Annotated in this window: 14 protein-coding genes; 11 read left to right on the top strand and 3 right to left on the bottom strand. The window is 65.3% G+C overall.

The window, feature by feature from the left end; translation table 11 throughout:
- Positions 1-56 precede the first annotated feature (56 nt).
- The 3 genes from prfA to LOC60_RS00445 are packed head-to-tail and all read left to right on the top strand — an operon-like array spanning position 57 to position 2,720.
- Positions 57-1,136, top strand: coding sequence for a peptide chain release factor 1 (gene prfA, locus LOC60_RS00455; protein ID WP_230020719.1), 1,080 nt, complete (start codon positions 57-59; stop codon positions 1,134-1,136).
- On the top strand, positions 1,123-2,019 hold the full coding sequence (gene prmC / locus LOC60_RS00450; protein ID WP_230020718.1) for a peptide chain release factor N(5)-glutamine methyltransferase: 897 nt from the start codon (positions 1,123-1,125) through the stop codon (positions 2,017-2,019). The genes prfA and prmC overlap by 14 nt, the downstream gene beginning before the upstream one ends.
- Positions 2,016-2,720 carry an L-threonylcarbamoyladenylate synthase gene (locus tag LOC60_RS00445; protein WP_230020717.1) on the top strand — a complete coding sequence of 235 codons (705 nt, stop codon included), beginning with the start codon at positions 2,016-2,018 and terminating at the stop codon, positions 2,718-2,720. The genes prmC and LOC60_RS00445 overlap by 4 nt, the downstream gene beginning before the upstream one ends.
- 15 nt (positions 2,721-2,735) lie before the next feature.
- Here LOC60_RS00445 and LOC60_RS00440 read toward each other — a convergent pair whose 3' ends face one another.
- Genes LOC60_RS00440 through LOC60_RS00430 form a run of 3 tightly spaced genes read right to left on the bottom strand, consistent with a single transcriptional unit; the run spans position 2,736 to position 5,597 of the window.
- Positions 2,736-3,716 carry an NAD-dependent epimerase/dehydratase family protein gene (locus tag LOC60_RS00440; RefSeq protein ID WP_230020715.1) on the bottom strand — a complete coding sequence of 327 codons (981 nt, stop codon included), beginning with the start codon at positions 3,714-3,716 and terminating at the stop codon, positions 2,736-2,738.
- The gene (locus LOC60_RS00435) at positions 3,713-4,696 is read right to left on the bottom strand and encodes a glycosyltransferase (protein ID WP_230020713.1); all 984 of its coding nucleotides are present in this window, start codon (positions 4,694-4,696) and stop codon (positions 3,713-3,715) included. Before LOC60_RS00435 ends, LOC60_RS00440 begins: the two co-directional genes overlap by 4 nt.
- Position 4,697: 1 nt before the next feature.
- Positions 4,698-5,597 carry a glycosyltransferase gene (locus tag LOC60_RS00430; protein WP_230020712.1) on the bottom strand — a complete coding sequence of 300 codons (900 nt, stop codon included), beginning with the start codon at positions 5,595-5,597 and terminating at the stop codon, positions 4,698-4,700.
- Between the two features lie 157 nt (positions 5,598-5,754).
- Between LOC60_RS00430 and LOC60_RS00425 the strand changes: the two genes are divergently transcribed.
- The 8 genes from LOC60_RS00425 (at position 5,755) to atpA (ending at position 13,883) form a co-directional block, all read left to right on the top strand.
- The gene (locus tag LOC60_RS00425; protein ID WP_230020710.1) at positions 5,755-7,683 is read left to right on the top strand and encodes a polysaccharide biosynthesis protein; all 1,929 of its coding nucleotides are present in this window, start codon (positions 5,755-5,757) and stop codon (positions 7,681-7,683) included.
- Positions 7,683-8,678: an MraY family glycosyltransferase gene (locus LOC60_RS00420; RefSeq protein ID WP_230020708.1), complete on the top strand. Its 996-nt coding sequence runs from the start codon at positions 7,683-7,685 to the stop codon at positions 8,676-8,678. The genes LOC60_RS00425 and LOC60_RS00420 overlap by 1 nt, the downstream gene beginning before the upstream one ends.
- Positions 8,679-8,802: 124 nt before the next feature.
- Positions 8,803-9,285, top strand: a complete 483-nt coding sequence (locus LOC60_RS00415; protein WP_230020706.1) for a hypothetical protein — start codon at positions 8,803-8,805, stop codon at positions 9,283-9,285.
- 353 nt (positions 9,286-9,638) lie between these two features.
- A complete protein-coding gene (gene atpB / locus LOC60_RS00410; protein ID WP_229949509.1) occupies positions 9,639-10,442 on the top strand; it encodes a F0F1 ATP synthase subunit A in 804 nt (267 codons plus the stop codon).
- A 73-nt stretch (positions 10,443-10,515) separates the two neighbouring features.
- Positions 10,516-10,737, top strand: coding sequence for an ATP synthase F0 subunit C (atpE, locus tag LOC60_RS00405; protein ID WP_227918267.1), 222 nt, complete (start codon positions 10,516-10,518; stop codon positions 10,735-10,737).
- Between the two features lie 44 nt (positions 10,738-10,781).
- Positions 10,782-11,330: a F0F1 ATP synthase subunit B gene (locus tag LOC60_RS00400; protein ID WP_229949507.1), complete on the top strand. Its 549-nt coding sequence runs from the start codon at positions 10,782-10,784 to the stop codon at positions 11,328-11,330.
- Positions 11,330-12,145 carry a F0F1 ATP synthase subunit delta gene (locus LOC60_RS00395; protein WP_230020704.1) on the top strand — a complete coding sequence of 272 codons (816 nt, stop codon included), beginning with the start codon at positions 11,330-11,332 and terminating at the stop codon, positions 12,143-12,145. The genes LOC60_RS00400 and LOC60_RS00395 overlap by 1 nt, the downstream gene beginning before the upstream one ends.
- Before the next feature lie 100 nt (positions 12,146-12,245).
- On the top strand, positions 12,246-13,883 hold the full coding sequence (gene atpA / locus LOC60_RS00390) for a F0F1 ATP synthase subunit alpha (protein WP_230020703.1): 1,638 nt from the start codon (positions 12,246-12,248) through the stop codon (positions 13,881-13,883).
- The last annotated feature ends 80 nt before the right edge of the window (positions 13,884-13,963 follow it).

The raw sequence follows: 13,963 nt of genomic DNA, 5'->3' as shown, positions 1-13,963 counted from the left end.
CGTGACGAACCGATAAACTGCTTGTGGGAAACCCAGCCGAAAGAGGAATCTAAAACATGTTTGAGTCCATTCAGGGCCTGTTGGATGAGCACGCTGAACTTCAGCTGCGCCTGTCCGACCCGGCAGTGCACGCGGACCAGGGCCTGGCCCGGCGGCTCGGACGGCGTTACGCCGAACTCAGCCGGATTGTGGACGCCTACAACCGCTGGCACGGACTCGAGGATGACCTCGCCGCCGCCGTGGAAATGGCTGACGAGGATCCCGAATTCGCAGCTGAGGTACCCGTGCTCAAGGAGCAGCTGGATGACGCCCAGGAGAAGCTGCGCCGCCTGCTGATTCCGCGCGACCCCAATGACGGCCGCGACGTGATCATCGAGGTCAAGGGCGGCGAAGGCGGCGACGAAGCCGCCCTGTTTGCCGGCGACCTTCTTCGTATGTACACCCGCTACGCCGAGCAGCGGGGCTGGCGGACGGAAATCATCTCCGCCACCGAGTCGGACCTGGGCGGCTACAAGGACGTGGCCATGGCCATTAAGGGCAACTCCAACGATCCGGCCGAGGGCGTTTACGCCCGCCTGAAGTACGAAGGCGGCGTGCACCGCGTGCAGCGCGTTCCCGTCACCGAGTCCCAGGGCCGGATCCATACCTCGGCCGCCGGCGTCCTGGTGCTGCCCGAAGTGGACGAGCCGGAAGAGGTCGCGATCAGCCAGAATGACCTGAAGATCGACGTCTACCGTTCCTCCGGCCCCGGCGGACAGTCGGTGAACACCACCGACTCGGCCGTGCGCATCACCCACCTGCCCACCGGCATTGTCGTGGCCATGCAGAACGAAAAGTCGCAGCTGCAGAACCGCGAAGCGGCCATGCGCGTGCTGCGCTCCCGCATCCTCGCCCACGAGCAGGAGAAGATCGACGCCGCGAACTCGGATATCCGCAAGTCGCAGATCCGCACCATGGACCGTTCCGAGCGCATCCGGACCTACAACTACCCCGAAAACCGGATTGTGGACCACCGCACCGGTTACAAGGCCTACAACCTGGACACCGTCCTGAACGGCGAGCTGGAGGCAGTGGTGCAGGCAGCCATCGAAATGGACGAGCAGGCACGGCTGGACGCCATCGGTGACGAAAGCTAATAGCGCCGGCACTCTTGCGGAAGCGCTGCGGCGGGCGACGGCGGAACTCGCCGCCGCGGGGGTTCCCTCTCCGCGGGTGGACGCCGAACTGCTGGCCGCGCACCTGCTGGGGGAGAACCCCGGCCGGGTCCGTGCGCTGGCGTTCACCGACGTGCCGGCACCAATGGGTTACGACGCACTGGTGTCCGAGCGGGCTGCGCGGGTACCGCTGCAGCACCTGACGGGAAAGGCGCATTTCCGGTACCTCGAACTTGCCGTGGGTCCCGGGGTCTTTGTCCCGCGGCCGGAAACCGAGACCGTGGCGCAGCTGGCCATTGACGCCGCGCGCCGGGTGGGTTCGGCGAAGGTGGTGGACCTGGGCACGGGCTCCGGAGCCATTGCGGCCGCGGTGGCCTCGGAGGTTCCCGCAGCCGACGTGTTTGCCGTGGAGCTTAGTCCGCTCGCCTATGCCTGGGCGGAACGGAATCTGGCTCCGCTGGGCGTGCACCTGGTCCTGGAAGATCTGCGCACCGCGCTGGCGGATCACGGCTCCAGCTTCGATGTAGTGGTGTCGAACCCGCCGTATATCCCCGCGGAAGCCGTCCCGAACGAACCCGAGGCCGCTGAACACGATCCGGCCATGGCCCTGTACGGCGGGGGAGCGGACGGCTTGGAACTGCCGATGGCCGCGGCCCGGACCGCTGCACGCCTGCTTTCCCCCGGCGGTTACTTCGTGATGGAACACGCCGAGGTGCAGGCTTCCGCCATTGCCCGGCTGCTCGCCGCCGATCCGGCGTGGACCGACGTCGAATCCCACCGCGACCTCAACGACCGCCCGCGCGCGACGTCGGCCGTCCGGCGGAACGAACCAATGGCATCCACTAGTGAAAGAATGTTGCCGTGAGCACCACTTATGACTGCAGTAACCCCGAGGAACTGAGCGAGGGCCTTGCTGCGGCCCAGCGCGCCGTAGCAGCGAAATCCTGCGTGGTGCTTCCCACTGACACCGTGTACGGAATTGGTGCGGACGCCTTTTCGCCGCAGGGCGTGGCGACCCTGCTCGCGGCCAAGGGCCGCGGCCGGAGTATGCCCCCGCCCGTGCTGATCCCGCGCGTGCAGACCATGGACGGACTCGCCATGGACATTTCCGAGGACGCCCGCAGCCTGGCGCGAACCTTCTGGCCGGGCGGGCTGACCCTGATTTTCCATGCCCAGCCGTCCCTGAGCTGGGACCTGGGCGACACACTGGGCACCGTTGCGCTGCGGATGCCGGACGACGCCGTCGCCCTGGACCTGCTGGCCGTCACCGGACCGCTGGCCGTGTCCTCGGCCAACCGGACCGGATCGCCTGCCGGGCAGACCGCGGCGCAGGCACGCGAACAGCTGGGCGAATCCGTTGAGGTCTATCTGGAAGCCGGGCACCGTCCCGTGGCGGGCAGCGACGGGGTCCCCTCCACCATTGTGGATGCCACCAGCGAACCGATGCGCGTGGTGCGCAGCGGCGCGGTCAGTATTGCCGCCCTGCGCGAAGTGGTGCCCGGGATCCTGGACCTGGGCGAAGAACCGGCAGCAGGCGGTACTGCACCCTCCCTGGCCAAGGACTAAAAGACTCGGAACCGTTCAGTTCCGGGAAGCCTCCAGGACTTCCCGGACGCGGGGTTCCGGGACATTGCCCGTGGACTCGGCCCAGCCGGGCTCCTGGCGCTGTCCGAACCACATCATTTCCACCCGGCGCAGAGCTCCGTGCAGCCGCTCTCCGGCAAGCGAAGAGACGGCATAGCCCGAGCGCAGCACCGCGCGGCAGAACCAGGCAGGCAGGTGTGCCGGGCGCCGGCCGCCGGCGGCTTCAAGAACGGTGGACACCGAAGCCTGCTCCCACGGCTGGAGCACCACCGGCGGCACCGGACCCTGGTGGAGGCCGACCCGCAGGACAAAGTCGACCAGCGAATGAACCGAGCTCACGGGGCTGGGTGCCGTTCCCGGCCCGGCGACCGATGCCAGCGGCGAGGCCGCGAGCCGGGCAAGTTTCGCCGTCGTCGCCCGGCCCGGTCCCTGGACCGAAGTGGCCCGGACCGTGGCAACGCTGCAGGTCCCGCCGGTCCGGGCCGTGAGGACCTGCTCGCCGAGTGCCTTTGAACGGGAGTAGGCCGAGAACGGCTCTACCTGGAGACTCTCGTCCAGAAAGGCCCGGTGCCCCTGGACCGCTGCACTGCTCAGGTGCACGAACCGGCGGACCCCGGCAGCGTCGGCTGCGTCGGCGACCAGCGCGGGCAGCAGCGAGTTGGCGCCCCGGAGCCCGGGCGAGTCCAAAGCTCCGGGAGTCGCCAGTCCGGCAGCATTAACCACCACGTCGGCACCCGCGAAGGCCGCCGCCAGCCGACTCCGCTCCGTGTCCAGGGCCGCTGCCTCTGCAAGCAGGGCCGCTGCGTCGGTGCCCGCGGCGCCCAGCCGGGGAGCGGACACTGCCCGGACCTCAATGCCGTGTGCCGCGAGGGCGGAACGGACGGCCGAACCGATGAACCCGGAGGCGCCCAGGACTACCCACACCGGGGCCTGGCCGGAGGAGGGGACGGAGGGCTGCGTGGCGGAGGAAGTGCTCAAACCTGCTGCTTTCGTGGTGCGGGTTCCCCGGGCGCCAGCTGCGGCATCGGGAACCAGGACGGGTCGCGGAGGATGCGGCGGGCACCGCGCCAGCCGGCCCAGAGGCGGCCGGCACCCCGCAGGGTCCGCTCCACGGCGACCAGGCGGAGCAGTTCCTTTCCGGCAGTGAGGAAAGTGCCCAGGGCGAAGCCGTACCGGCGGTACTGCCCATGGACCTGCAGGTACCGTGCGGTGTAGCCGCGGTTCCGCATCGCGGTGAAGCGGCCCAGATCGCTGGAATCGTTCAGGTGCCGGATGCCGAGGTCGATCTGTCGCTGCACCCGGACCTTGCGGATCACAAAATCATTGACGTAGGCCACGGGCCGGTCCAGGGAGGCGAGCCAGCCGTAGACGACATCGTCGCCGTTGATGAAGTAGCGGGCATCCGGCAGGCCGATCCGGCGGACCTGGGCGGCGCTGATCAGCATTCCCTCGAAGCAGCCCACATTGGTATCGAAGACGGGGGAGTCGCGGAAGACATTGCCCCGCACCGGCAGGTGCAGCCCCAGGAAGGGGACGAAACGGTGCTGCCAGAAGAACGGTGCCCCGCCGGCGTCGAACCGCCGGCCGTGGATGCAGTCATAGCTGCCGGTCCACTTGCGCAGTGCCGCGACGGCGCCCGGGAGGACCTCGACGTCGTCGTCCATCAGCCACAGCCACTGCGCACCGGAGGCGAGGGCGGCTTCGACGCCGGCGGCGAAACCGCCGGCACCGCCGGTGTTTTCCTCCAGCCGCAGGACGCTGAGCGGAACCGGGAAACCGGCCCGGGCTGCTGCCAGGACCTGCGGTGTCGCGTCGGTGCTGGCGTTGTCCACCACAACCACGGCCGCAGGGGCCGGGTCGAGTGCCTTGACGCTGTCCAGCAGCCCGGAGAGGTACCCGGAGCGGTTGAACGTGGTGATGACGATCGTCAGCGCGGCGTCGGGTGATGCAGCAGGCACGTTAGAACCCGAAGTCCGACGGCGGTCCGAAGCGGCGCCCGCCCAGGCCGGCCGCGTATGCGCGCAGCCAGTTCGCGAAGCCGCGGGGATCGCGGGTTCGAGCGAAGTGGACCGGGTATCCGACGGCGTCAGCCACGAAGGACTTCACCCGTCCGTAACGGCGGGTGAGGAAGCCGCGGTTGCGGTAGAAGTAGAACTGCTTGAACGGCGTCTCGGGGACCAGGACATGCAGCCGGTCACCGAGGACGGGCTGCACTTCGGCCCAGGCGGCCGGGTGCGTCAGGGCCACCGTGGTCACAGTGCCGAACTCAATGCCCGCCCTGCGCAGCCGGATCATGAAATCCGTCTCGTCGCCGCGGATGAACAGCCGCAGGTCCGGCAGGCCCACGCGGTAGAACACATCGGCGCGGATCAGGGCCCCGTTGAAGAAGTGGCCCACATTGGGCAGGAAGCCGCGGGCAGCAACTTCGGCGCGGTCATGGGTGAGCTTTCCGTCCAGGCGGAAATGGAAGGACAGCGTGTCCGGCGCTCCGGGGGCAACCACGAGCGGCAGGACGACGTCGAGCCCGCGTTCCTTCGCCGCGGCCAGCAGGGTGGCAACGCATTCGGGATCCTCGGGATGGGCGTCGTCGTCCATGATCCAGATCCATTCGGCACCTGAGGCCAGGGCGGATAGAATCGCCAGCGAGAATCCGCCTGCGCCGCCGAGGTTGGTGTTGGACCGGATGTAGTTCACCGGTGCCGATGAGTTTTCAGCGATATCCGAAACCGGGTTCTTCCCGGAGTCCACGAGCGCCACGGACGTGATGTTGCCGCTCTGCGCGGCCAATGCCTCCAGGAGCGTCTTGACGTCGTCGGGACGGTCGAAGGTCACTGCTGCTACGGCCACGGAGTCCGGCAAGATGGTCCTTTCGGGCAACCCGGGGGATCGGCTTAAACCGAAACCGGAGTGGGTATGCAGTTAGTATGCTGAATAGATTCCAGTCTATTACACCGGATTCTTCCACCTGTTCTTCGCACTACCGAGAAGAGAGCCGGGTACCTACCCGTTGAGGACCATGAGGCAAAAACCTACGGACAACCGTCACCTTCCCCGGGAGGAAAAGCCCGTCCTGTGGCTCTGGTCGCAGTACATGCTGGACTCCCTGGCCTGGATCGTGTCCATCTGCCTTGCGCTGGTGCTCCGCTATGAACTGACCGTTGAGCAGATCAACCCCGGGGGGCTCGCCGTCTTCTGCGGCGTGGCCGTCCTGACGCAGCTGATCGTTGGCTATTCGTTCGCCCTGTACCGCGGACGCTACAGCTTCGGCAGTTTCCACGAAATGCGCCTGCTCGCCGTGGTGACCCTGATTGTCTCCGCCATCCTGGTCCTCGCCAGCGCCCTCTTCGGCCTCGTGATCGACATTCCGCGCAGCACAGGCATGATCGCCTTCCCCTTTGCCTGCCTGTTTATGGCGGCCATCCGGTACCTCAAGCGGATGTACGTGGAGAGCAAGGCGCGCCCGGGCGAGGAAGCCCAGCGCACCCTCGTGTACGGAGCCGGCTTCCTCGGCGGATCCCTGGTCTCGCGGATGATGAAGGACCCGGAATCTCCGTACTACCCCGTAGGCCTCGTTGACGATGACCCGGCCAAGAAGCACCTGAGGCTCGCTACCGTTCCGGTCCTGGGCAAGCTCGTGGACCTCCCCGAACTGGTGCACCGCACCCGCGCTACCGTGCTGATCGTCGCCATTGCCGATGTGGAAGCGAAGCAGGTGCGCGAGGTTTCCGACCTTGCCGAAGGCCTGGACCTGCGCGTGCTGGTGCTTCCGCCGCTCAAGGACATGCTCTCCAAGGGTGACGGCGCCGGCCTGGGCGACTTCCGCGACGTAGCGGTTGAAGACCTCATCGGCCGCAGGCCGGTGGACATCCACGTTGACGAGGTGGCCGGCTACCTGTCCGGCAAGAAGGTGCTTGTCACCGGTGCCGGCGGCTCCATCGGCTCCGAACTGTGCCGCCAGATCACCGCCTTCAACCCCGGCGAGCTGATCATGGTGGACCGGGATGAGACCGGCCTGCAGCTCACCCAGCTCTCGATCACCGGCCGCGGCCTGCTGGACGGCCCGGACACCGTGCTGGCCGACATCCGCGACCCGGAGGCGCTGGAGCGCATTTTCCGGGAACGCCGCCCCGACGTCGTTTTCCATGCCGCAGCGCTGAAGCATGTTTCCCTGTTGGAGCAGTACCCGCAGGAAGCGTGGAAGACCAATATCATCGGCACCGCGAATGTGCTGGCCGCGGCCCGCAAGGCGAACGTGCGCCACTTCGTGAACATCTCCACCGACAAGGCCGCCAACCCGACCACCGTGCTCGGCCATTCCAAGCGCGTCGCGGAAAAGCTGACCGCCTGGATGGCGCGTGCCACCGGAGAGCAGTATGTCTCCGTGCGGTTCGGCAACGTGATCGGCAGCCGGGGTTCGATGCTTCCGCTCTTCAGCGAACAGATCCGCCAGGGCGGGCCCGTCACTGTGACGGACCCCGAGGTCACCCGCTTCTTCATGACGATCCCCGAGGCCTGCCAGCTGGTGATCCAGGCCGGTGCGATCGGCCGCGGGGGAGAGGTGATGATCCTGGACATGGGCGAGCCCGTGAAGATCCTCGACGTCGCCCGCCGCATGATCGCGATGTCCGGCAAGGACATCGAAATTGTCTTCACCGGACTGCGCCAGGGTGAAAAGCTGCACGAGATCCTCGTTGGCACCGGAGAAGAGGATTCCCGCCCCCTGCATCCGAAGATCTCCCACGCCTCCGTGGCCGTGCTGGATCCCGAAGAGCTGGACCTTACCGACTGGCTGCGGCGCTGCGGGATCGAACCCGGCAGCGTCCCGACGGACGGGGCAGCGACAGACGCCGGTGAGATTGTGCGTATGCCCGGTGCCCGCCGTCCGGGTGCCCCCGGTGACGCCGCGAATGAGCCGGAACCCTATAGCGAACGGCGGACCGGCTGATGCTGCTGGCGCTCTGCGTTGGCGCGGCCTTCCTGGCGAGCCTGCTGCTGCCCTTCCTCTTTATCCCGCTGCTGCGCCGGCTGGGTGTCCTGGACATCCCCAACGAGCGGTCCTCGCACACCAGGGCGGTCATCCGCGGGGTGGGCGTGACGACCGCAGCCGGCGTTCTGGCCGGTCTCCTGCTGGCGCTGCTGACCGGACTGGTTGCCGTTGACCGTTCCGTGCTCGCCATCCTGGTTGCCATGATCGGTGCAGCCTCGCTGCTGGGCTGGATCGAGGACTGGCGGGGAGTCTCCGTCCGTACACGGGCAGCTACGCAACTGGCCATCGGCCTGGCCGGAACCGCCGGCCTGGCCTGGACCATGGAGCAGAGCTGGTGGTGGGTCCCCGTGGGCGGCCTGGCAATAGCGGCGTACATCAATGTCGCCAACTTCATGGACGGCATCAACGGAATCTCCGGCCTGCACGGACTGGTCGTGGGTGCCCTGTATTCCGTCAGCGGCGTGCTGTCGGACCACGTCTGGCTCACGGTTACCGGTGCGGTGGTCGCTGCGGCATTTGCCGCCTTCCTGCCCTGGAACCTGGGCAGGGGACAGGTCTTCCTGGGGGATGTGGGCAGCTACCTGCTTGGGTCCTCAATTGCCGGTATTGCCGTTGCCGCGTTCCTGGCCGGTGTCTACGTGGAATACCTCCTGTTCCCGATCCTGATCTATCTGGCCGACACCTTCACCACGCTGCTGCGGCGTATGCGTCGCGGCGAGCGGTGGTACTCGGCACACCGCCAGCACGTCTACCAGCGGCTGACCGATACCGGCCTGGGCCACGTTGAGGTGTCCCTGATTGTCACCGGCTGCACCCTCGCCGTCGGAGTCACAGGTCTGCTGACCGCCGGTGCCGGAGCCGGAGCGACGGCGGCGGGAGTCCTCTTTGCCGTTGCAGTGCTGGCTTTCTACCTCGCCTCGCCGCGCCTGTTTGCCCGGCGCACCGTGGCCTAGCCAGGCTTGGCCAGGGCTTGCAGGGGGCATCTTCTATGTACTGTAGAATTCAAGGGTCGCGGTAGCCCGCGTCCTCGTGAAGCCTCCGGCTCACGATGAAAACAGCAAGGAAGACTGCCACACCATGAGATCCGCAGACGGTCCCCGCCCCGGCGGGTTCCTGACCCCCTCGGGGCCAACGACGGCCCCCTGGCTTGGGATTCTCGGGACGGCCCTTGCCGTGACCGGTACCGCAGCCGTCCTGGCGGCGGTTGCTGCGGGACTCACTGCGGGCCTCAGTGCTGCGGCGAGTTCGCTGCTGGGCTGGCTCCTGATAGCCGCATTCTTTGGAATCAGCCTGTTAGTCGGCCACCTTGTAGGGCGCCGCAATCCGTCCGGTGCGATCGGAATGTTCATGGTTACCTATGTCATTAAGGTTGTCGGGTTCGCCGTCATTCTTTTCGGGCTGGGAACACCTGATTGGCTGCACCGGGAATGGTTTGCCCTGACCGCCGTCGGCGCGGTGGTCCTTTGGCAGGTTGCCGAAATACGCGCCTTCTCGAGGACCCGCCACCTGATTTTCAGCGACCCTGCCGAGGCAGGCTCAAAAGGAGGCGGATATGCCTAAGAATCGGCCCTCGTCCGGCCCTGCGGCCTTCCAGGAACCGCCCTCCAGGCGGCGCGCTCTGCTGCAGTATGTCCTTGCGGGAATCATCGCCCTGGGTTTGATAGGGTGGAGCCTGGATAGTCTCCTGGGAACTCGCTGGATTTTACCGGCCGGTATCGTTCTGGGCGCGGTCAGTGGCTACTATGTGGCCTCCGCACACAGGCGCACCTCGGGTGCGAACCGACCCGTCACGGGCGGAAAACAGCCGGATACGGATAAATCGAATTGATTTCACAAAACCGAACTAATGGGCGCACATCATGCGTGCCCACCAATGATATGCCCAACGATGGACACAGCAGAGAGGAAACGCGTTGATCGCGCTTGCGCTTCCCGCCTCCAATGACGAGGGATTCGTCGCACCTACCCTCGAAGACATGCACCTCCCTGAGATCCTTCCCTGGGGCGCCGAAAGCGGTGAAGGATTCGGAAAGCAGATGCTGCTTATCCTCCTTTCCGTCATCCTTATCGGGTGGTTCTTCGTAGCCGCAGCCCGCAAGGGCCAGATGGTCCCGGGCCGGCTGCAGTTCCTGGGCGAATGGAGCTACAACTTCGTCCGCAACTCGATCGGCCGGGACATCATCGGTGAAAAGGACTTCCGGTCCTTCACTCCGCTGCTGTTCGCGCTGTTCTTCTTCATCCTGATCAACAACCTGTGGGGCACCATCCCGCTGGCCCAGCTGCCGACCACGTCCCACGTGGGCACGGCCTATGCACTGGCCGCGATTGTCTACTTCACCTGGATTATCGTCGGGATCCGGAAGCACGGCCTGGGTTACTTCAAGTTCGCCACCGTCCCGTCCGGCGTGCCGATGGCCATCCTGCCCCTCGTGGTACTGATCGAAATCATCTCCACCTTCCTGGTCCGTCCGATCACGCACAGCCTGCGACTCTTCGCGACCATGCTGTCGGGCCACCTCATCATCATGCTTGCCGGCAGCGGAACCGCGTTCCTGCTGCTCGAGGCTGAAGGACTGTTGAAGCCGCTGGGTGCGCTCACCCTGGTAGGCGGCGTCGCCATGTTCCTGTTCGAAGTTTTGATCCAGGTCCTGCAGGCCTACGTCTTTACCCTGCTGACCGCGATCTACATCCAAGGCTCCCTGGCCGAGGAACACTAAACCTCCCCTCTCCCGGGGAACCCCCTGAACCATGCAACCTGCCCAACGGGCATCTTGAAAGGAACAAAACCAAATGACTGGTGTTTTGGATATCGAAGGCAACATCAACCTCGTCGGCTACGGCCTGTCGGCTATCGGCGGCGCCATCGGCGTTGGCCTGGTCTTCGCGGCCTACATCAACGGCGTTGCCCGCCAGCCGGAAGCCCAGCGCGTCCTGCAGCCCATCGCCTTCCTGGGCCTGGCACTGACTGAAGCACTGGCTATCCTTGGTCTGGTTTTCGCGTTCGTTCTCTAACTTCAGCGCGTATTTTCCTAACCAAGTAGATAGGACGGATTGAAATGAACGAGGCACTAATCCTCGCCGCCGAAGAAGGCGCGAATCCACTGATCCCAAACATCTGGGAGATCCTCGTAACCCTGCTTGGCTTCGCCGTGCTGATGTACATCGTCGTCAAGTTTGTCGTCCCGATGTTCGAGAAGACGTACGCCGAGCGTACCGAGGCCATCGAAGGCGGACTCAAGAAGGCCGAAGCCGCACAGGCTGAGGCCAGCGCGGCCCTGGATGAATACAAGCAGCAGCTCATCGACGCCCGTACCGAGGCCAACCGGATCCGTGAGGAAGCACGCGCCGAAGGCGCCCAGATCCTCGCTGACCTGAAGGCCAAGGCAGGCGCCGAATCCGCCCGCATCATGGAACAGTCCCACGTCGCCATCGAAGCGGAACGCCAGGCAGCTGTCGTTTCCCTCCGCAGCGAAGTGGGCACCCTCGCCACCGAGCTGGCCGGCAAGATCGTCGGCGAGTCCCTCGCAGACGATGCCCGTGCCGCCCGTGTGGTTGACCGCTTCCTTGACGACCTGGAAACCCAGAACGCAGGTGCGGTTAAGTAATGGCAGGTATATCGAGCGAGTCGCTGGCCGCGGCGCAGGAGAAGCTGGAAGCCAAGCTTCCCGGCGCAACCCTGTCCCTGGCCGAGGAACTCTTTGGAATTCTGGGCCTGCTGGACAGCGATGCTGGCCTGCTGCGTGCCCTGACGGATCCGGCTCGTGAAGCCTCGGCCAAGGCAGCCCTGGTCTCCAAGCTGGTCGGCGGCAAGGTTTCGACCGATGCCGAGCAGCTGGTTGCTTCTCTGGTTGAGTCCCGGTGGCGCACTTCGCGTGACCTCGGCGATGCCCTGGAAACCCTGGGTGCAACGGTTGTTTCCGCTGTCGCGGAAAACAAGGGTCCCGGCCTGGCCGGCCTTGAAGCCCTGGAAAACGATTTGTTCCGTTTCAACCAGGCCGTTGCAGCCAACCACGAGGTGCAGCGTGCGCTGCAGGAACCGCAGGCCTCCGCCTCGGCGAAGGCCACACTGGCACAGAAAATCGTGCCCGGTATGGGAGCCGAAGCAAAGGTGCTGGTCACGCAGGCAGTAACCGCCCCGCGCGGTCTGCGTCCCGCAGCACTGGTAGCCCGCTTCGCGGAACTGGTAGCCGGCCGCCAGCAGCGGTGGATTGCAGAAGTGCAGTCCAGCCGTCCGCTGACGCAGGAACAGCAAAAGCGTCTGCAGTCCTCTCTCAACGGACTGTATGGCCGCGAGCTGAAGATCAACGTCAATGTGGACCCGGCGATTCTCGGCGGCATTCGTGTCACAGTGGGGGATGAAGTAGTTGATTCCACCGTTACGACGCGCCTGACTGAACTTCGCCGAAAGCTCGCTGTCTAGTCACCTTGACGGCCCTAACCGGCCTTCAGAACATTTGAGAACCAATCACGGTCATCGGCTATTAAGCGATGATCACAACATAGGAGAGCAGGGACTGCAGATGGCCGAATTGACCATCAACGCCGACGACGTCCGTAATGCGTTGAATGAATTCGCGGCGTCCTACGAACCCGGAAACGCAGAGCGCGTTGAAGTTGGCCGCGTAACAACCGCCAGCGACGGCATTGCCCGTGTGGAGGGCCTGCCCTCCGTTATGGCGAATGAGCTGCTTCGGTTTGAGGACGGCACGCTGGGCCTCGCCCAGAACCTTGACACCCGTGAAATCGGTGTCGTTGTACTTGGCGATTTCGCCGGTATCGAAGAAGGCCAGGAAGTACACCGCACAGGTGAAGTCCTGTCCGTACCCGTAGGCGACGCCTTCCTGGGCCGCGTAGTCGACCCGCTGGGCGAGCCCATGGATGACATGGGCCCGATCGCCGCAGAGGCACGCCGTGCACTGGAACTCCAGGCACCGGGCGTTACCCAGCGCAAGTCGGTCCACGAGCCGCTCCAGACCGGCCTCAAGGCAATCGACGCCATGATCCCGATCGGCCGCGGCCAGCGCCAGCTGATCATTGGTGACCGCAAGACGGGTAAGACCGCCATTGCCGTTGACACCATCCTGAACCAGAAGGCCAACTGGGATTCCGGTGACGTCCAGAAGCAGGTTCGCTGCATCTACGTAGCCATCGGCCAGAAGGCTTCCACGATCGCTGAAATCAAGCGGACGCTGGAAGACAAGGGCGCCATGGAGTACACCACCATCGTGGCCTCCCCGGCATCCGACCCCGCCGGCTTCAAGTACCTGGCACCGTACGCCGGCTCGGCCATCGGCCAGCACTGGATGTACGGCGGCAAGCACGTCCTGATCATCTTTGATGATCTGTCGAAGCAGGCCGAAGCCTACCGTGCCGTGTCGCTGCTGCTGCGCCGTCCGCCGGGACGCGAAGCCTACCCGGGCGACGTCTTCTACTTGCACTCCCGCCTGCTGGAACGCTGCGCCAAGCTCTCCGACGAGCTCGGTGCCGGCTCGATGACCGGCCTGCCGATCATCGAAACCAAGGCAAACGACGTCTCGGCCTACATCCCGACCAACGTCATCTCCATCACCGACGGCCAGATCTTCCTGCAGTCGGACCTCTTCAACGCCAACCAGCGCCCCGCCGTCGACGTCGGTATCTCCGTCTCGCGCGTCGGTGGTGCCGCACAGCAGAAGGCCATGAAGAAGGTCTCCGGTACGTTGAAGCTGGAACTGGCCCAGTACCGCGACATGCAGGCATTCGCCATGTTTGCCTCGGACCTTGACGCCGCTTCCCGCCAGCAGCTGACCCGCGGTGCACGCCTCATGGAACTGCTGAAGCAGGGCCAGTACGCGCCGTACCCGGTGGAGGACCAGGTTGTGTCCATCTGGATGGGCACCAACGGCTACCTCGATGACGTTCCCGTTGAGGATGTGCGCCGCTTCGAGAGCGAGTTCCTGGAACACGTTCGCCGCTCCTCGTCCGTCATGACCGTCCTGGCCGAGACGAACAAGCTCGAGGATTCCACGGTTGATGAGATGAAGAACCTCATCACCAACTTCAAGCAGGGTTTCTTCGGCGAAGGTGACGACCGCATGGTCGCAGCCGGAAACGAAGCTACCTCGGCCTTGGACGAAGAAGCCGTAGACCAGGAAAAGATCGTCAAGCAGAAGCGCTAGCGGTTAGGGAGTTGCGGGGGGGGGGCCCGGGGGGGGGGGGGGGCCCCCCCCCCCGCAGCCGAGAACCACAAAGTTATATC

This window comes from Arthrobacter sp. zg-Y769, from assembly GCF_020907405.1.
Taxonomy (GTDB): Bacteria; Actinomycetota; Actinomycetes; order Actinomycetales; family Micrococcaceae; genus Arthrobacter_B.
This window is presented reverse-complemented; position numbering and strand designations above follow the sequence as displayed.